The sequence below is a fragment of the Leuconostoc gasicomitatum LMG 18811 genome (assembly GCF_000196855.1).
Lineage (GTDB): Bacteria > Bacillota > Bacilli > Lactobacillales > Lactobacillaceae > Leuconostoc > Leuconostoc gasicomitatum.
This window is the reverse complement of record NC_014319.1, coordinates 1,665,254-1,683,539: the sequence shown is the minus strand read 5'-3', so window position 1 is coordinate 1,683,539 and position 18,286 is coordinate 1,665,254. Positions and strand designations below refer to the sequence as shown.

17 protein-coding genes are annotated in these 18,286 nt (G+C 37.3%); 16 read left to right on the top strand and 1 reads right to left on the bottom strand.

Annotated features, from left to right (window positions below; all coding sequences use genetic code 11):
• The first annotated feature begins 147 nt into the window (after window positions 1–147).
• The 13 genes from acpS (at window position 148) to LEGAS_RS08170 (ending at window position 14,689) form a co-directional block, all read left to right on the top strand.
• Entirely contained in the window at window positions 148–555 is a 408-nt protein-coding gene (gene acpS, locus LEGAS_RS08230; RefSeq protein ID WP_010383530.1) for a holo-ACP synthase, read from the top strand.
• A complete protein-coding gene (alr, locus tag LEGAS_RS08225; RefSeq protein ID WP_010383532.1) occupies window positions 555–1,682 on the top strand; it encodes an alanine racemase in 1,128 nt (375 codons plus the stop codon). Before acpS ends, alr begins: the two co-directional genes overlap by 1 nt.
• 35 nt (window positions 1,683–1,717) lie before the next feature.
• Entirely contained in the window at window positions 1,718–2,083 is a 366-nt protein-coding gene (locus LEGAS_RS08220; protein ID WP_010383533.1) for a type II toxin-antitoxin system PemK/MazF family toxin, read from the top strand.
• Between the two features lie 80 nt (window positions 2,084–2,163).
• A complete protein-coding gene (locus tag LEGAS_RS08215) occupies window positions 2,164–3,174 on the top strand; it encodes an acyltransferase family protein (RefSeq protein ID WP_013231965.1) in 1,011 nt (336 codons plus the stop codon).
• A gap of 256 nt (window positions 3,175–3,430) precedes the next feature.
• The gene (locus LEGAS_RS08210) at window positions 3,431–6,115 is read left to right on the top strand and encodes a valine--tRNA ligase (protein WP_013231964.1); all 2,685 of its coding nucleotides are present in this window, start codon (window positions 3,431–3,433) and stop codon (window positions 6,113–6,115) included.
• A 57-nt stretch (window positions 6,116–6,172) separates the two neighbouring features.
• On the top strand, window positions 6,173–6,859 hold the full coding sequence (locus LEGAS_RS08205; RefSeq protein ID WP_010386365.1) for a hypothetical protein: 687 nt from the start codon (window positions 6,173–6,175) through the stop codon (window positions 6,857–6,859).
• Between the two features lie 135 nt (window positions 6,860–6,994).
• Entirely contained in the window at window positions 6,995–7,969 is a 975-nt protein-coding gene (locus tag LEGAS_RS08200) for a beta-ketoacyl-ACP synthase III (protein WP_013231963.1), read from the top strand.
• Between the two features lie 311 nt (window positions 7,970–8,280).
• Window positions 8,281–9,300: a LysM peptidoglycan-binding domain-containing protein gene (locus tag LEGAS_RS08195; protein ID WP_013231962.1), complete on the top strand. Its 1,020-nt coding sequence runs from the start codon at window positions 8,281–8,283 to the stop codon at window positions 9,298–9,300.
• Between the two features lie 12 nt (window positions 9,301–9,312).
• A complete protein-coding gene (locus LEGAS_RS08190) occupies window positions 9,313–9,663 on the top strand; it encodes an NlpC/P60 family protein (RefSeq protein WP_010388840.1) in 351 nt (116 codons plus the stop codon).
• 218 nt (window positions 9,664–9,881) lie between these two features.
• The gene (locus LEGAS_RS08185) at window positions 9,882–10,967 is read left to right on the top strand and encodes a LysM peptidoglycan-binding domain-containing protein (RefSeq protein WP_041771784.1); all 1,086 of its coding nucleotides are present in this window, start codon (window positions 9,882–9,884) and stop codon (window positions 10,965–10,967) included.
• Window positions 10,968–11,032: 65 nt separating this feature from the next.
• Entirely contained in the window at window positions 11,033–12,286 is a 1,254-nt protein-coding gene (locus tag LEGAS_RS08180; protein ID WP_013231957.1) for a peptidoglycan bridge formation glycyltransferase FemA/FemB family protein, read from the top strand.
• An 87-nt stretch (window positions 12,287–12,373) separates the two neighbouring features.
• On the top strand, window positions 12,374–13,558 hold the full coding sequence (locus LEGAS_RS08175) for an LCP family glycopolymer transferase (protein WP_010388745.1): 1,185 nt from the start codon (window positions 12,374–12,376) through the stop codon (window positions 13,556–13,558).
• Window positions 13,559–13,687: 129 nt separating this feature from the next.
• Window positions 13,688–14,689: a phosphatase PAP2 family protein gene (locus LEGAS_RS08170; RefSeq protein WP_010388743.1), complete on the top strand. Its 1,002-nt coding sequence runs from the start codon at window positions 13,688–13,690 to the stop codon at window positions 14,687–14,689.
• 21 nt (window positions 14,690–14,710) lie between these two features.
• On the opposite strand, the gene LEGAS_RS08165 is transcribed toward LEGAS_RS08170, so the two are convergent.
• Entirely contained in the window at window positions 14,711–15,124 is a 414-nt protein-coding gene (locus LEGAS_RS08165) for a YbaN family protein (protein WP_013231956.1), read from the bottom strand.
• An 85-nt stretch (window positions 15,125–15,209) separates the two neighbouring features.
• Between LEGAS_RS08165 and LEGAS_RS08160 the strand changes: the two genes are divergently transcribed.
• The 3 genes from LEGAS_RS08160 to LEGAS_RS08150 are packed head-to-tail and all read left to right on the top strand — an operon-like array spanning window position 15,210 to window position 18,275.
• Window positions 15,210–16,130, top strand: a complete 921-nt coding sequence (locus LEGAS_RS08160; RefSeq protein WP_010388740.1) for a Ppx/GppA phosphatase family protein — start codon at window positions 15,210–15,212, stop codon at window positions 16,128–16,130.
• Window positions 16,123–17,337 (top strand): hydroxymethylglutaryl-CoA reductase, degradative, encoded by a 1,215-nt coding sequence (locus LEGAS_RS08155; RefSeq protein WP_010388738.1) that lies wholly within the window; start codon window positions 16,123–16,125, stop codon window positions 17,335–17,337. Before LEGAS_RS08160 ends, LEGAS_RS08155 begins: the two co-directional genes overlap by 8 nt.
• Window positions 17,334–18,275, top strand: a complete 942-nt coding sequence (locus LEGAS_RS08150) for a patatin-like phospholipase domain-containing protein (protein WP_013231955.1) — start codon at window positions 17,334–17,336, stop codon at window positions 18,273–18,275. The genes LEGAS_RS08155 and LEGAS_RS08150 overlap by 4 nt, the downstream gene beginning before the upstream one ends.
• Window positions 18,276–18,286 lie beyond the last annotated feature (11 nt).

Below are 18,286 nucleotides of genomic sequence, written 5' to 3'. Positions count from 1 at the left end.
TAAACAGAATAGTAAGTTTACAACTTTACTGTGTTTTTTAATGGTGAAGGGTGTATATTTAAATTTAAGCGATGCATTAACAAATGACGTGAAGTGTCAAGATAACAACAACTTGGTGAAATCGACACATTTTGATACAATAGAGACATGATAATTGGAATAGGAAATGATACAGAATCTATCAGTCGTGTAGAGGCGATTGTTGAAAGACAAAATAATTTTATTACAACTATTTTGACCGAAACAGAACGTAGCCAAGCAGCTAAACGTAAGGGTAAACATTACAATGAATTTATTGCTGGCCGGTTTTCTGCCAAAGAAGCTTTTTCGAAGGCAACAGGATATGGCATTGGTGAAAAAGTACATTGGCATGATATAGAGATTTTAAATGCACCTAACGGCCGGCCAATTATGCGTGTAAAAAAATTTTTGTACAAGACACATGTAGCGATTACACATAGTGGAGACAGAGTTAATACTGTCGTAATTATTGAACGTTTAACGATGTGGGAGCGAATAAGTTTAAAAATTTTTCCTAAACATGGGGTTTTATGATGAATAAAAAAGTTGATATTTTACGAACCAGACCATCTTGGATTGCAATTGATTCAGAGGCTATCCAGGAAAATGCGCGAATAATTATGCAATATACTGGCGCAAAACGATTGATCGGAGTTGTCAAAGCGAATGGATACGGATTCGGTGCTGTTGCTACGGTAAAAGCTTTGTATGAGATTGGTGTTCGTGATTTTGCAGTTGCAACAATTGCTGAAGCGGCTATATTGCGTCAAGAAGTGACATATGATGATTTTCAGATATTATTGCTAGGTGTGCAAGATGTTGCCTTTGTAGATATTATGGTAGCATATCACCTATCACCAGCCGTGGGAGACTTAAGTTGGTTGCAACAAGCAGTTAAATTAATACCTGAAGGTAAAGTGTTAGAAGTACAATTAGCGATTGACACTGGTATGGGTCGTATGGGTGCGCACTCTCAATCACAAGTCAAGGAAATGTATGAATTCATTCAGTCGTCGGATAAATTACAACTGATGGGTGCATTTACACATTTTGCTACTGCGGATGACAATAATCAAAGCTATTATGATCATCAGGTTGAAAATTTTTATAAATGGGTGCATGGGGCAAACATACCAGAGAAGTATTGGCATTTAGCAAATTCTGGATCTGCGTTATGGCATAAAAAAGAAATTAATATTCATACGATACGTGTAGGTTCTGTGCTATATGGATATAATCCTGGCGCCCCAGAACGTGACATGCCAATTAAATTAAAAAGTGTCCTATCACTTAAATCGCGCATAGGATTTGTTCATGAATTGCAGGCTGGAGAATCTGTTAGTTATGGTGCCACATATACAGCAGAAAGGCCACAATGGGTAGCAACATTACCAATTGGCTATGCCGATGGATACTTAAGACGAATGACTGGAATGAGAGTATTAATTGCCGGACATGTTGAACATGTCATTGGTCGTGTCACAATGGATCAAATTGTTATATCGTTAGATAAAAAATACCCTGTTAATACAGAGGTAACACTAATTGGTCAAGATGGTGATGAAGAAATAACTCTCGAAGAATTTGCAGAATATGCTAAAACAATTCCGCATGAAATATCGACAACGTTTAGTTCAAGACTACCAAGAATATATAATTAAAAGCGCTAAGGCGCGTACATAATAAGTGGGAATTTATGAAAGAAGAATATCAAGCAGTGATGCGAGGTGATGTGTTTTATGCAGATCTGAAACAAGGAATTGGTTCAGAACAGGCTGGAGTTCGGCCGGTATTAATTATTCAAAATGATGTTGGAAATGCAAATTCACCAACAACCATTGTTACTGCCATAACATCACAAATATCAAAACCAAAATTGCCAACGCATGTTTTATTACCGGCACATATGGGCGGAATGAAGCGTGATTCTGTTATTTTAGCAGAACAGGTTCGTACAATAGATAAACGACGATTACGCGATAAAATAGCGCATATTAATGTTTCATCTGCTGAAATGCAGCAGGTTGAACACGCACTGAGAATTAGTGTTGGTTTGAAGTAAAAAAGCGGGTTGTCTAATGATTTATAAGTCATTCATATATTAGCTTCAATTTTTTCCGTGGCTATAATTAGGAGATAAATGTGTCGAAAAAGAGAATCATGTGGCTAGATTTTGCGAAGGGCATCACAGTGTTTTTAGTCGTCGTCGTACATGTTGTTGAGGGTATCTACAAAACTGAAATGTATCCTCAGTGTGATGTTTTTTCGGAGATGACGATGGGCTTACTATTTACAATTGTTATGCCTATTTTTTTTGCTTTGTCAGGATATGTTTACAAACCGGTACAAAATAGTCAAGATTTTTTTAAAAAAATAATGAACAAGCTATTCAGGTTAGGCATGCCATATATTATCTTTTCTATTATATATGTTGTACTGCAACATATTAGTCCGGGGGTCCATAGTTTAAATTCATGGCATGATTTATTACAGATTTATGTTATGCCAGTTGGCTATTTATGGTATTTATATGTTTTATTTTTGGTTTATGTGTTTGTGGAATTTATGCATCTTATTCATATACCACCTCATTGGCAAATGATACTGTATGCAGGTTTGTTATTATATAGTGTGATGCCATTTTCAAATCTTGTTTATCCGGTTAAAAGTTTATTTATGTGGGTAGGAAGTTTTTATATCGGGTATACCTTAAAAGAAAAACCACAAATTCTGGAAAATAAATATATCATATCCGCCTGCAGTGTATTATTTTTCTGCAACTTTTTTTGGCAAGGAAGCCAAGGTGGTGATTGGTTTAATACTGATATGATGTCACTTGGAAATATGATTTCAAAAATCACAAGTATACCAATATTTATATATATATTTTCACATGTTAAAAATGGTGGCATCACAAGATATTTTACAAAATACGGTCGTTATTCCTTGATTATTTATCTTGTTCATGCCCCAGTTGCGTCAATTATTCGCACACTAATTTTAAAAGTAGCTCTGCCACCATATACTTTGTTAGTTATTAGTACATTGGTAATTTCTTGGTGTATTAGCATTTTTGCCATCTACTTGTCTGGAAAATTTTCCTGGGTAAATTATGTCTTCTATCCTGATAATTATTTTAAACGCATGAAATAAAGTCTTGACGAATGGTTTGTTTTCTAGTAATATTAGCACTATCTTAGAGGATTAAGCAAATACATCGATAGAGAACTGATGCTGCTGGAAATTCAGTGATGTTAATGCCCAAGGTTGCTAAGTGTTAAAATATAAATAAGTAAAGTGGTTGTTGATATTGATATGTCAGCAACAATACAGGTGGTACCACGGTGAAAATCGTCCTAATTTAATTTTTAGGGCGATTTTTCAGTGTAACCATAAAAAAGGAGAAAATATGCGTGAAATTGATATGTCAACGAAGTATGATCCAACCGCTGTGGAATTAGGGCGTTATGATAAATGGCAAGAAAAGAAATTATTTGCCCCAGAATCAAATCGGGCTATTCAAGGCAATGAGCCAGAGCCATACGCCATTGTTATTCCACCACCTAATGTTACGGGTAAATTACATTTGGGCCATGCTTGGGATACAACTTTGCAAGATATGATTATTCGTCAGAAAAAGATGCAAGGCATGGATGTACTTTGGTTGCCTGGCATGGATCATGCAGGAATTGCAACACAAGCCAAGGTTGAACAACGTTTACGTGCAGAAGGTATCTCTCGTTACGATTTAGGACGTGAAAAATTTGTTGAACAGGTTTGGGATTGGAAGAACGAATATGCAGCAACGATCAAAAAACAATGGGGAAAAATGGGCTTATCTCTCGATTTTGATCGCGAACGTTTTACATTAGATGATGGCCTAAATAAAGCAGTTAATAAGGTATTTATTGATCTATACAAAAAAGGTCTGATTTATCGGGGAGAATACATCATCAATTGGGATCCACAAGCCAGAACAGCTTTATCGGATATTGAAGTTATTTATCAAGATGATGAAGGTGCATTTTATCATGTCAAATACCCATTTACAGATGGAACGACAATTGATGGCAAGAATTATATTGAAATTGCAACGACGCGTCCAGAAACAATGTTTGGTGATGTCGCAGTTGCTGTGCATCCAAGTGATGAACGTTATAAAGATTTGATTGGTAAAACAGTCATGGTACCACTTGTAGGCCGTGAAATCCCGATTATTGCAGATGAGTATGTTGAAAAGGATTTTGGGACAGGTATGGTGAAAATTACGCCAGCACATGATCCTAACGATTTTCAAGTGGGTAATCGCCATAATTTGGAACGGATTAACACGATGACTGATGATGGGCACTTAAATGATAAGGCTGGCAAATATAATGGCTTAGAACGTTTCGAGGCGCGTCAGGCGATTGTTGCGGATCTTGAGTCTGGGAATCATATGTTAAAGGTTGATCCAATTGTACATTCAGTTGGTCACTCTGAACGCACTGGTGTTCCTGTCGAATCACGTCTGTCAACACAATGGTTCGTAAAAATGGCACCATTAGCTAAGCAGGCACTAGATATGCAAAAAAATGCTGATGAAAAGGTTGAATTTGTACCCGCCAGATTTGAAGATACGTTTACACGCTGGATGGATAATATCCGTGATTGGGTTATTTCTCGACAGTTATGGTGGGGGCATCAAATTCCCGCATGGTACAAGAATAAGGGTACGGACCAAGAAGAAATATATGTTGGAACGGATGAACCAGAGGGTGAGGGTTGGCAACGAGATCCTGATGTGCTAGATACTTGGTTTTCATCAGCATTATGGCCTTTTTCAACAATGGGTTGGCCGGATAATAAAGCAGATGATTTTGCCAAATACTATCCAACAAACACATTGGTAACAGGTTATGATATTATATTTTTCTGGGTAGCACGTATGATGTTTCAAGGCAAAGAGTTCACAGGGCAAAGACCATTTAAAAATGTGTTAATCCATGGCTTGATTCGCGATGGTGAGGGACGTAAAATGTCTAAGTCACTGGGTAATGGTGTAGATCCGATGGACGTTATCGAAAAGTATGGTGCAGATGCTTTACGTTGGTTCTTAGCAACTGGTTCAACTCCGGGTCAAGATGTGCGTTTTACATATGATAAAATGGATGCTGCTTGGAATTTCATTAACAAAATTTGGAATGCATCGCGTTATGTTATTATGAATTTGGATGAAAAGACGCCATCAACATTGCCTGATTTAGACAAGCTGTCATTAAGTGATAAATGGATATTATCACGATTAAATACAACAATCGAAGATGTTACGCGTAATTTTGATAGATTTGAATTTGGTGAAGCTGGCCGTGAACTGTATAACTTTATTTGGTCTGATTTTGCTGATTGGTACATTGAAATGACCAAAGAAACCCTGAATGGAGATGCTGATAAAGCACCCGTACAACAAACATTAGCGTATGTCTTAGATCAAACATTGCGTCTGCTACAGCCAATTATGCCGTTTGTTACAGAATCAATTTGGCAAGAAATGCCTGATCAGGCTGGCAAAAATGCTGATTTTTCTGTTACAAAATATCCAGTGGTACATGCTGAACTAGCCAATGAAGCAGCTGAAATGGCATTTAAATCACTACAAGATTTAATTGTGGCTGTGCGCAACATTCGTTCGGAAGCACATGCGCCAATGTCAACAGCAATTGATTTATTAGTTAAAACAACTGATGATAAGTTGATCGATATCTTTAAATCAAATGTAGATTATATTAATCGTTTTGCACATCCAAAGTTATTGCAAATCTCGGCAGAAATTGACATACCGGCATTGGCTATGTCACAAGTTATTTCTGGTGCAGAGATTTATGTGCCTTTGGCTGAGTTAATTGATATCGATGCTGAAATTGATCGCTTAACAGGAGAGACTAAAAAGTTTGCTGCTGAGGTGAAGCGTGCGGAAAGCAAGTTAGGAAATGATAAGTTTGTGAACTCGGCACCAGAAGCTGTGGTTCTTTCTGAAAAACAAAAGCTTGCTGACTGGCAAGCGAAGCTAGTTGCAACAGAAGACCGATTAAACGCGCTCAAAAAAGCAAAGTAAACAATTAGAGATCTAGGGAAAATAAGTTAATCTCATTTTTGAGTCGGTATTTAAATTATGATGACTGAATTTTATAATATTAATGAAAACCATCCAAACAATTTTAATTTAACGCAAGTGCCAGATATGGATGTGGACACAATCTGGACATTACAAGAAAAAGCTCAGGCAAAACATAAAGGCCTTGTCGCACAAGTATATGATCGTGTTTCTCTAGGTTTTTTAGAAGATAGAGGATTTAATCTGATATATACGACTCATTTTGCTAAATTGAATGTACGAGATTATGCTGGTGAACCAGTTGTTACGGTTGATGAATTAGAGCCAGATCTAAAGCAAGAGTTATTAATACTGCTGCGCGATCATTATGAACGCATCCATCGTACTAATCCGGCTTCCAAGAATATAAACTATCAAGATTGGCTATTTGATAATCACCATTTTGATTTGAAACATAGCATTGTAAGATTATCACAGCAACACATTGTCGCGGTCATTCTAATTTTTGAAAATGAGAATGACTTTAAACTTGGCTGGACATTTGGGGATGATATGGCGATATTACTTGATCTTTGGCGTGATTTATTAGGTATATTGCCAGTTGGAAAAGTATTATACGCAGAATTTAAAAGTAATGATTTGTTCGCAATGAGTGTATATGACACATTCATGTGGCATGATATTGATACCGTGGCGCAAACGTTGCTTTGGCAAGATACGTCAAAGAACTTGCGTAATGTCTAAAATCAGCTACAATAATATAAGAGTAACTATGTCGTCGGATTAAAAAACAAGACAAATAAGGATTAACATGTATCGACCATTATTTCCAATGTGCTATACATGAGCGTCAGTTAACACGGTTAGAGGGGGAAATATATGCCCGGAAGTAAAATACTGGCGAGCGCGCATTATGTACCAAATGACATAGTGACCAATGATGATTTGGCACAAATAATAGATACCAATGATGAATGGATACAATCACATACAGGTATTAAAACAAGACATATATCATTACAAGGTGAAAATACGAGTGATTTAGCAACGCAAGCTGCTAAATTAGCATTAGCGCAAGCTCATATGAAGCCAGAAGACATCGATCTAATTATTGTAACAACATTTACACCCGATGGATTAGCACCATCGACTGCAGCACTAGTACAGCGCAATTTAGCAGCAAAAAATGCTTGGGCTTATGATATTGTGACTGCCTGCGCTGGTTTTGTGTTTGGTTTGAGTACGGCAGATAAATTTATTCGCTCAGGGACTTACAAAAATGCACTTGTAATCGCTGCTGAGGTTAATTCAAAGATGATGGATTTCTCAGACCGTACAAGCACCGTTTTTTTTGGTGATGGGGCGGGAGCTGTAGTAATGACGGCAGATGAGCATGGCGATGGCATAGTTGCTGGAGAGGAGATGCATACAATTGGAAATGCAGATGTTGTGCATTCGGGTCGTATTGCACCTTTAACGCAGCTGTCACCAGATAATTATCCTAAGATAGATGCTTTTTCGCAAATTGGACGCGACGTTTTTAACGAAGTGACAGAGTTAATTCCACAGCACATTTACAGTTTTTTAGAAAATAAATCTTTAAAACCTAGTGACGTAGATTATTTTATACCACATCAAGCCAATCTCAGGCTGATTGAATATATTGCAAACGCATTAAATGAACCAATCGATAAATTTTCAACAAACGTCATTCGTAACGGTAATACTTCTTCTGCTGGCATAGCTATTGGTTTTGACGAACTCAGACAATCAGTTAATCTAAAGGGTAAAAGAGTACTATTGACAGGTTTTGGTGCAGGATTTACTTACGGTAGCATACTGTTTGAATTTTAAAGAATAAGTTAAATGCATTAACAAAACATAAGTTTAAAAAAAAGGTAGAATCAGTCATTTTTGTTTGATGAATTCTATCTTTTTTATTGGTAAAAAATAATAAGCGCACGTTAAATTCCCAATGAGATAGATGAATAGCGTGTATTTCTGTTTGCGTAATATAAATGAAACATTGTTATAAAATTGACAAATTGAAACAACGCTGATGTTATAAAAGGTAGATATACTAGAGAATGTTATTAAGATTTGTATAACAACAGGTCTAAAAATTAATAATCATAATAAAATTTAAACATTTGGAGCTTATATCAATGACAAGTAATTTAAAGAAGACATTATTAGCAACAGCTGCAGGTGTTGCTACCTTAGTTGGTGGACATGCCGTTGCATCTGCTGATACAGTTGAAGTGCAAACGGGTGATACTTTGAGTGGTATTGCTCACGCAAATAATACATCAACAGAAGATCTAGCAAAAGCAAATAATATTACTGACCAAAATTTGATTATAGCAGGTCAAAAGTTGACAGTATCTACACCAGCATCTTCAGCAGTTTCTGCAGATGGCACGACATATACTGTTCAAACTGGTGACACGCTATCAAAGGTGGCACAACAAACTGGTATTAATATTGAAACCTTGTCTAGCATAAATGATTTGTCAAATCACGATTTTGTACTAGCAGGCCAAGTATTAGCATTAAAACAAGCAGTGTCTCAGAATACTGTACCAACAGTTACTGCAACAGAACAACAAGCTATTACACCAGAAACAACGACCGAAAAATTGTCATACATTGCTGCTGCTGATACGAATAAAGATAATTTCATGTCAATGGATGAATACAATACGTATAAAGCTAATGGTGGTAATACTACTACTGTAGCACAAACACCACAAGTACAAGCAACTGCGCCAGCTGCTACAGAACAAGTGACTCAAGTGTCAACAAATACTGCACCACAGGCGGCACCAGCTGCTTCGTCAGATGCTCAAGCATTGGTAAATTCTTTGAACGCAAAGCGTGCATCGTTAGGTTTGGCACCTGTAACATTAAATGCTAGTTTGTCAGCACGTGCACAAGAACGTGCTGAGAATGCTGCAGCTAATGGTGGTATCCCAACGAACCACTTTTCAACTAACGGTGAGGTAGTTGCTAACGGTTTCTCAAGTGGTTCTGTTATTGATGCTTGGTTTAATGAAACAAATATGAGTACGCCAAATGGTCAACCTGGTCACCGTATGTGGGTTGCTAACGCACGCGCCTCATCTGTAGGCTTTGGTATCGTTGGCGGCATTATTGTCGGCGAATCAGATGCTGGTCAATTTTAATCAGAACATTCTATGGCAGGCAAATGGCTTGACGTCGCACTAACGCAGTTGGGGAAATCTTATCATTCTTCAGGTGCGTTTGTTGCGTTCGTTATGAACACATCTAAAATAGGAATAAACGCTAAAAGTAGTCAGTGGTCTCCAGCGCTTAATACTCTTGTACAAGAACTATCTGATTTAAAAAAGATAGAAAATTCACGTCCAGGAGATTTATTGTTTTGGGGAAAACGGGATCATCCTTATAGTGTTGGTATTTATATCGGTGGGGGTCACTTTATTTCAGTGGCTGAAAAAGGTTCAGTGGTTAATGTGCAAGTATTAAACAATAATTGGTATCCAGATTTTTCTGGCAGTGTTCTTTGAAATATAAATGAAATGATTTTGAAGTCGTTTAGTAATAAAGCGTGCTAAAAATGCTTTTTTGTAATACAAATAATACTTTGATAACAAAGTGAAAAAATTATAAAACATGTATGTTATGCTATTTTGATATACTTATCACTGTTGAGGTAAACTCACATGACACTAAATTTTAAAAACTAACTAAGAAGCCATTAACTTTTAAGGAGAACATACCTACTATGAAGTCATCAACTATTATCAAATCTGCTGTTGCTGCCGGCGCTCTTGCCGTTGCCGGCGTTACCTCTGTATCGGCTGACACAATTAATGTTAAAGCTGGAGATACACTAACTAAGCTTGCTGCCGAACATGGTACAACAGTTGCTGAATTGGCTCAAAAAAATGGAATTGAAAATACTAATTTAATTTTTATTGGACAACAATTAAACACACAAGTATCAACTAAGGCACCATCACAAGAGGCTACAACTTCTAAGAAGTCAGCAGCTGGAACATATGCTGTTAAGGCTGGCGATACATTATATCGCATTGCTGCTAACAATGGTGTATCAGTTGCCGAATTAGCAACTGCAAACAGTATCCAAAATATTAATTATATTTCAGTTGGTCAAGTGCTAAATTTTGCAGCTAATGCAACACCAGCACCTGCTGCATCAACACCAGCACCTGCTGCATCAACACCAGCACCTGCTGCATCAACACCAGCACCTGCTGCATCAACACCAGCACCTGCTGCATCAACACCAGCACCTGCTGCATCAACACCAGCACCTGCTGCATCAACACCAGCACCTGCTGCATCAACACCAGCACCTGCTGCATCAACACCAGCACCTGCTGCATCAACACCAGCACCTGTTGCACCAACACCAGCACCTGTTGCACCAACACCAGCACCTGTTGCACCAACACCAGCACCTGTTGCACCAACACCAGCACCTGTTGCACCAGCAGCAGATTCAGCTGCACAGACATTGGTGAACTCTTTGAACGCAAAGCGCGCTTCATTAGGATTAGCACCTGTATCATTGGATGCTGGTTTGTCAGCGCGTGCCCAATCACGTGCCCAAAATGCTGTAGCCAATGGTGGTTTACCAACTAATCATTTTGCTACTAATGGTGAAGTAGTTGCATCTCAGTGGGAAATTGGGAAAGTTATTGATGCATGGTATAACGAAACTAACATGATAACTACTGGTACACCTGGTCACCGGATGTGGGTTGCTAACGCACGCGCAACTTCTGTAGGATTTGGTATCGTTGGCGACACAATTGTTGCTGAATCAAACGTCGGACAATACTAATAATCTCTCAAACGCCCGCAAGGCGTTTTTTATTTTGTATAATAGTAATAGAGGATAATAATGTTATGACGTTAGATTTTACTGAATTATCACCAAATGAATATACTGAGTTTGAGAGTCAGCACCCTTTAGGAACATATACACAATCAATTGCACAATACAAATTGCTTATCCAACGTGGCCATAAACCACGTTTATTAGGTGTCAAAAACGATGGTCGAGTAGTTGCTGCCGCATTGGTAATGACTGAATCAACACGGTTTGGATCAGTTTTTTTATTTGATCGTGGGCCATTATTAGATTTTAATGATACAAGTTTATTGGTTTTCTTTGTCCGTGAAGCACGTCAGTTTGCAAAAAAAATTGGCATACTCTATATACAATGGGAGCCTAATGTCACATATGCAAAGACTGATAATAAAGGCAATTTAATTGAAACGCCAAACGACACGTTTTTAAAATTAATGTCTCAACGAGGTTTTGAACATCAACCATTTGAATTTGGTATGTCGACAACTGGCTCACCGACTTGGGAATATGTTAAAGACTTGTCTCATTTGTCTGACAGTAAGACAATTAGCAAGTCTTATGGTAAAAATGTGCAGTATTATCTCAAAAAAAATCAACAATTTGGCATTAAACTACGTGAATTATCACGTGAAGATTTACCAGAATTTAAATTATTAACGCAGAAAACGGCTGATCGGCTACAATATCATGACAAAGATCTATCTTTTTATGAAATGGTTTATGATACATACGCTGATGATGCAACATTTATTTTTGCAGAATTGAACTTTGAAACCTATATTGCTGAGGAAAATCAAAAAATTATTATTTTAAATCAAAAGTTAGATAAATTACAGATGAAAATTGATAAGTATCCAACTCAAGATAAATTTAAAAGGCAATATAACGAGTTTGATGATCAGAAGCAGCATCATATCAAACGCGTTGAAAAGGCAACTCAGCAAATGCAGGCGGCTGGTAAATCATTGGTTGTAGTGGCTGGGGCATTATTTATTCAGCAACCACAAGAGATGACATATTTGTATTCTGGCACTTATGAAGCATATAAAGACTATTATGGTCCTTATCAAATTCAGGATAAATTAATTCAAAGAGCAGTTGCTAATGGCATAAAAAAGTATAATTTTTACGGTATATCTGGTAGATTTGATGGATCAGATGGGGTGTTAGGCTTTAAAACAGCTTTTGATGGCGAAGCACGGCAACTAGTGGGTAGTTTTGTATTGCCTGTTCAACCAATTAAGTATAAAATTTATCGACTTTTGAAAAAAATAACAGGTAGACAATAATTTGTTGAGATGTGATAAATTTTTGTTAATATGTGGCGAACCACTCAATTTTTAATGGTATAATACTTATTATTGACTGGGGGAACTATGGATAATCAAAATTTTAGTCGCGCTGCGCGACGTGAACAAAATGATAGAAATAAAGAACCATCACGAGGTCCAAAACCACCGAAGCCACCACGTAAACGCAAGAAAATTTGGCGTTGGATACTGATGATTATTCTTATAATTTTTGTTGTTGGTGGCATTGTATTTGCAAGAGCGTTGCATAATATTCATAAATCAGTGGATAGCATGCAACGAAGCGCAAATATTACTAAAGCACGTGATGTTAAACAAGTTATGAAAGATGGCAAGCCGTTTTCAGTTCTGGTTTTAGGGACGGATACTGGTGCATTGCAACGAGATCGCACTGGACTAACAGATTCGATGATGATAGTCACTATTAACCCGAAAACTAAAACAACAACGATGATGTCCATACCACGCGATATCATGATGGCTATTTCTGGTGCAGAGAATACGTTTCCGCAAAAGTTAAATGCTGCTTTTCCGATTGCTGGTGTGGGATCAGCAATGATGACGCTGCAGAATTATCTTAATGTGCCAATTGATTTTTACGTTTTAGCTAATATGGGTGGATTAGAAAAAATGATAGATCAAGTAGGTGGGGTAAAAGTCGCATCACCATTGACTTTCACCTATACACCGGAAGCGGACACAACGCCGGAAACTTATAAATTTGTTAAGGGACAGGAACAATTTCAATATGCAAAAGATGGCAAAAATTTCAAATCCTTTGCAACTATGAATGGTAATGCAGCATTGTCATTTTCACGTATGCGATATGATGATCCACAGGGTGATTATGGTCGACAGTTACGTCAAAGATTAGTCTTGAAAGCGATGCTAAAAAAGTCTGCTAGCCCTTCAACGTTGTTCAATTCAAAGTTTATGGCTTCTATCTCAAAAAATGTTGAGACAGATATGAACTATAATGAAATGTTGAATGCTGTAAAGAAGTATATGCCTGCCACAAAAAATCAAGTTTCTGACTACTTACATGGTGTCGGTGATATGTATGATGGTGTCAGTTATCAAATGGTACCAGAGTCAGAAAAGCAGCGTGTAACAAATAAATTACGTCAGTCGTTATCCTTGCCTGAAAAAAAGACAGGCACACAATTTGGTAGTACAGTGCCACCGCTATCTTATGGCGTAGCCGAAACAAATTTGAATACAATTAATGAGACACTAGATTCACAAAAATAAGTTTTGATAGATTAAAAAATCGATTACAAGGTAATCGATTTTTTTTACGTGATCTAGATAACATATTGACACAATTTAAATATTTTATCGATAAAATGGTATTATTGGAAGGGAAATGGTGCAGTGATTATGCAATTAACAAACAACGAGGTTCGCCAAAAAAAATATAACATTGGGATTGAAAATGAGAACAATGATTTTAGGACAACTGATCGTGAAAAACAAGTTGTCCTAACCTTATTAGGAATAGGAATACTGTCATTAGTGATTGCAACATTTTTTGATAGAAATGTTACGCAAGCAGTCATGAATCAAAATTCAATTTTTGGTAATATTTTTCAGAATTACGCTGATCAGGGTGCACAAGTTGTGACGTTTGTATCGGCAGAAGTTATTGCCTGGTATATTTGGCGTCGATTGAATGAACATTTGATTAAATACATTATGACTGGGGGCATGCTGCTACTAGCATTAAACCAACTACTAGCATTGTTACAAGATGCGTTAAGTTATACATTTTCAATGTTAAATAATATAGCTCATGGTGTTCCCATGGGCGTAGCAAATAATACAGCAGCTGTTCAAAATTATCCGGAAATATTACGTTGGTCACTCGCAATTATCTCATGGCTTATTTTATCGTGGTTATTTGCTAATTGGTTAAATAAAAAATCAGATGTCGATCTGAAATATCTTATCATTGTTGCAGTAGTTGGTATTGCAGTAGTCTTTATTGCGCAAACAATGATAGGGGATATGAAGACCTTGTGGGGTCGGTTTAGACCTTATGAAATGACAACAGTTTCAGGGCAAACAATGAGCGAGTTTACACCTTGGTATCATATGAATGGTATAAATGGGCATAACTCTTTTCCTTCAGGTCATACGATGTCAGGTTGGTTATTCTTATATTTAGCTTTTTTTGTACCACGTGATAATATATCTATGCAACGAAAAATGGTCATTTTTGGCTTAGCAATGGGTATTTTGACGGCTATGAGTCGTGTGAGAATAGGTGCACATTGGTTGAGTGACGTGACAGTGTCAAGTATACTAGTTGGTTTGTTAATATTTGCTGCTAGTAGGTTAATAGGTGCACATTTCGTAGAAAATCACGACATGTCATTATAAATATTGAAAAAGCGAGCGTACTCATTTTTCTGAGTACGCTCGTTTCATGTTTTGTGTAAAAGGAATCCCCTTGCGCCACAAGTAACCACGGTAATAACTTTCCATAGAAGTTATTTGTGTGAGTGAGGTAAGTGGCAGAACAAATTTTAACCATAACATATCAGTAGTAAAAAATGGGATAGCCATCATCGAAGCAGTAATGAGATAAATAATAATGCGACCCTTTAAGGGTAATTTACGGCCAAAAACAGCTTCATCGACATACTTAATATAGTAACGGTTATTGTGCAACCAAGTTTCCAAACGTGGTGAAGATTTGGACCATAAAATGGCAGTTAAAACATAAAAACCTGTGGTCGGTAAACCTGGGATCCAAATTGCAATGGTGCCAATTGCAAAGCTAATGATGCCGAGGCCAATATAAATTATTTTCATAATCATATTGTAACATGTTTAAATCCCCGTGTTGACGTCTTTTTTGATATACTAGTAAGTAATAAATAAGATCTAGGATGCCAATATGAGCTATTTAGCAATTGTCGATCTTGGGAGTAATTCAGCTCGTATGGTAGTTGAAGAACTACATGATGACGGCACATACACGGAATTAATCCGTGAAAAACAGGATACACGTATTGCGCAAAATATGGGACATGATCTCATTTTAAAAGAATTACCTATTGCTCGCACAATTTCGGCATTGAAATATTTTCAAACGAAGTATGCTAGCTTTAAACCAGAAGTGCGAGCAATTACAACGGCCGCGGTCAGAATGGCTGTGAATCAGGCCGAATTTTTGGCACGTGTAAAATTGGAAACGGGTATTGAATTTCAAGTGTTAACTGGCGAAGAGGAGGCGCATTATGATTATCTGGGCGTGATGTCTACCTTAACAGTTGATGAAGCTGTTATATTAGATACCGGAGGCGCATCAGTAGAAATAATTGCTGTGACAGATGGTAAAAATATAGCTGATGTGAGTTTGCCTTTTGGTGCAGTTTCTTTGTCGGAACAATTTAATTTAGCAAATGATATTAATCAGTCTGACATTCAATTAGCTTGTGATAGCATCTTAAAACAATATAAAACATTGCCGTGGTTATCTAACAATCAGCAGAAACCGGTAATTTTATTAGGCGGAGCCAATCGTTCGTTAGCCCGTATGGGGCGCATTGCCCTAGGTACCATGTCGGTGAATAATTTTCATGGATTTAGTATGACAGTTGAGCAAGTAACAACCATTTTTGAAGAAATTCGATACATGACAAGATCTCAACGGGAGCATATTGCGGGTCTGGAAATCGCAAGGGCTGATATTATTGTTAGCGGTTTGTTACCATTATTGAATTTGATGTATACTATTAATGCACCAAGAGTGATTTTTTCAGAAAGTGGCGTACGTGAAGGCTTAATTGCCGAAACAATAAAAAATAATGGCTAAAAAATATTATGAATTGACGCCGAATGAACGTTTGGCTTTTTTGAATTTAAATGAGCATGTGAAAGCAGAGTTACAAGCTAATCAAAGTGACAATAACGCACAAATTGTTGAAAATTATATGAGTGATTTTCGTGTGCCTATGGGTTTGTTAAAAGATATTATCATTGATACACATCTAGTTAATGTACCTATGGCAATCGAAGAACCAAGTGTCATTGCAGCAGCAAATAATGGGGCTAAACTTTTAAATAGTGGTGGTGGTGTTGCTGTCAAGCTACCAGAACGTACGGCAATGATTGGGCAAATATTATTTTATGGTGTTAATTTTCATACACTTCATCAGTTTGTGACAACACATCAAGAAGAAATATTCGACATAGCTAAACGTGCGAAACCCTCTATTTATAAGCGTGGTGGTGGTTTAGTGACAGTTAACACACGCCAAATTTCTGATGATGAAATGAGTGTTGATTTCAAAATTGATACAAAAGATGCTATGGGTGCAAACATTGTTAATACAATACTAGAAGCAGAAGTCAGTTTGTTTTCAGAATTTGACAAACATATTCTAGGCGCAATTCTCACTAATTATGCGATGGCACAATTGGTAACAGTCATCGGGAATGTTACTTTCGAAGCAATAGGTGGTCGAGACATAGCTGAAAAAATTGTGGCATTGAATCGATTTTCTAAGAATGATTCATATCGTGCGGTGACTGAGAATAAAGGATTATTTAACGGAATAGGTGCCGTTGTATTGGCAACTGGCAATGATTGGCGTGCTGTAGAGGCCAGTGGACATGCTTATGCTAGTCAAGATGGGCATTATCGATCACTAACACATTGGACAATTGTCGATGAACAATTACATGGTGAATTGACGCTGCCAATATCAGTGGGTACAGTCGGTGGCGTGATAACAGCCATGAATCAGGCAAAAAACGTACTTGACATTATTCATACAAAATCAGCAGATGAATTACGCGGTATTATTTTAGCCGTTGGGTTAGCACAGAATCTTGCGGCTTTAAAAGCCATTGCAGACGGCGGTATACAACGAGGTCATATGCGAATGCAATATCGAGCACTGGCTGTACAGGTAGGTGCGTTGCCACAAGAAGTGCCAATACTAGTGTCAAAATTAACTTCGTTGCCACAAGTAGATGCAGCCAGAGCCACTGAAATATTAATGGAGATGAGAAGATGAGTCCTAAAATTGAAACATTATTAAATGCAGTGAATGAAATATATCCAGGGAAAGTCATGACACGTGTGTCCGGTGAAAAAACAGACGAGTTACATATTGATCGTGTGAGCCAAGAAATATTAGGTGACAGATTATTAATAGAATTAGCAGAAGGCACACAATCTGATTTTTTATTTGGTAATGAGTTATTGAAAATGTTACTCACTTTAAATGGTGTGATACCGCAAATATTTTTTGCGCTAACTTTTCAAGATGACACACTTGATCAACAATTAATTCAAATTGCAACGCGTATGCACCGTACTGTTGTTCATACAATTACATATCGTGAACTTAAAAAGCAAGGCGTTTTAACTACTGAAACGGCAGTATCCTATTTAGCGGGCGTACAGTCAGAATTAACGGTTGAAAATGGCGAGTTAGACGATGAGAGCCTTTGGCGTTTATTGACGTTATTAGATGCGCTAGTATTTGCTGATGCGAGTGGGGCAGATTTCTCTGAACTAGCCGACATGTACCCCTTAGCTTACACAGCAGCAACAAAACTTGTGTTACCAATTCTAACAGCTGATCTCAAGCAATCTCGTCATATTCGTCGACAAATCACACAGCTGTTTGCTAGTGTTGATAACACGTTGACGGAATGGGGGAAACCTACAGTTAATGCAAAAGAGTATGTGACAGTAACAAGCGTACTATCACAGCGCCAATTAGAGTTGCCAGTGAGTCAAGTATTTACAATTTTCCATTCTGAGATGACTGATTTTCAAACGAAAAAAACAGCTTATGTTGGTTTAAATCAAGTAGATTCTCAAAATAGTTTTGTGATTACAAAACCAGATAATCAAGATTCAGCAGATTTTTTTAAGGCACTTTATAAGATGAAAGTTGGTGATCTGTTTAAACAATTAGCATTGCCATATATTAATAGAAAATAGATTAGAAGGAA

What these genes read in the sequence shown, in the direction of transcription:
- LEGAS_RS08220 (WP_010383533.1), top strand. Translation starts at nt 1,718, where the DNA reads ATGAAAGAAGAATATCAAGCAGTGATGCGAGGTGATGTGTTTTATGCA.
- LEGAS_RS08205 (WP_010386365.1), top strand. Translation starts at nt 6,173, where the DNA reads ATGATGACTGAATTTTATAATATTAATGAAAACCATCCAAACAATTTT.
- LEGAS_RS08175 (WP_010388745.1), top strand. Translation starts at nt 12,374, where the DNA reads ATGGATAATCAAAATTTTAGTCGCGCTGCGCGACGTGAACAAAATGAT.
- acpS (WP_010383530.1), top strand. Translation starts at nt 148, where the DNA reads ATGATAATTGGAATAGGAAATGATACAGAATCTATCAGTCGTGTAGAG.
- LEGAS_RS08170 (WP_010388743.1), top strand. Translation starts at nt 13,688, where the DNA reads ATGCAATTAACAAACAACGAGGTTCGCCAAAAAAAATATAACATTGGG.
- LEGAS_RS08160 (WP_010388740.1), top strand. Translation starts at nt 15,210, where the DNA reads ATGAGCTATTTAGCAATTGTCGATCTTGGGAGTAATTCAGCTCGTATG.
- LEGAS_RS08165 (WP_013231956.1), bottom strand. Translation starts at nt 15,124, where the DNA reads ATGAAAATAATTTATATTGGCCTCGGCATCATTAGCTTTGCAATTGGC.
- LEGAS_RS08180 (WP_013231957.1), top strand. Translation starts at nt 11,033, where the DNA reads ATGACGTTAGATTTTACTGAATTATCACCAAATGAATATACTGAGTTT.
- LEGAS_RS08200 (WP_013231963.1), top strand. Translation starts at nt 6,995, where the DNA reads ATGCCCGGAAGTAAAATACTGGCGAGCGCGCATTATGTACCAAATGAC.
- LEGAS_RS08210 (WP_013231964.1), top strand. Translation starts at nt 3,431, where the DNA reads ATGCGTGAAATTGATATGTCAACGAAGTATGATCCAACCGCTGTGGAA.
- LEGAS_RS08155 (WP_010388738.1), top strand. Translation starts at nt 16,123, where the DNA reads ATGGCTAAAAAATATTATGAATTGACGCCGAATGAACGTTTGGCTTTT.
- LEGAS_RS08185 (WP_041771784.1), top strand. Translation starts at nt 9,882, where the DNA reads ATGAAGTCATCAACTATTATCAAATCTGCTGTTGCTGCCGGCGCTCTT.
- LEGAS_RS08150 (WP_013231955.1), top strand. Translation starts at nt 17,334, where the DNA reads ATGAGTCCTAAAATTGAAACATTATTAAATGCAGTGAATGAAATATAT.
- LEGAS_RS08195 (WP_013231962.1), top strand. Translation starts at nt 8,281, where the DNA reads ATGACAAGTAATTTAAAGAAGACATTATTAGCAACAGCTGCAGGTGTT.
- LEGAS_RS08190 (WP_010388840.1), top strand. Translation starts at nt 9,313, where the DNA reads ATGGCAGGCAAATGGCTTGACGTCGCACTAACGCAGTTGGGGAAATCT.
- alr (WP_010383532.1), top strand. Translation starts at nt 555, where the DNA reads ATGAATAAAAAAGTTGATATTTTACGAACCAGACCATCTTGGATTGCA.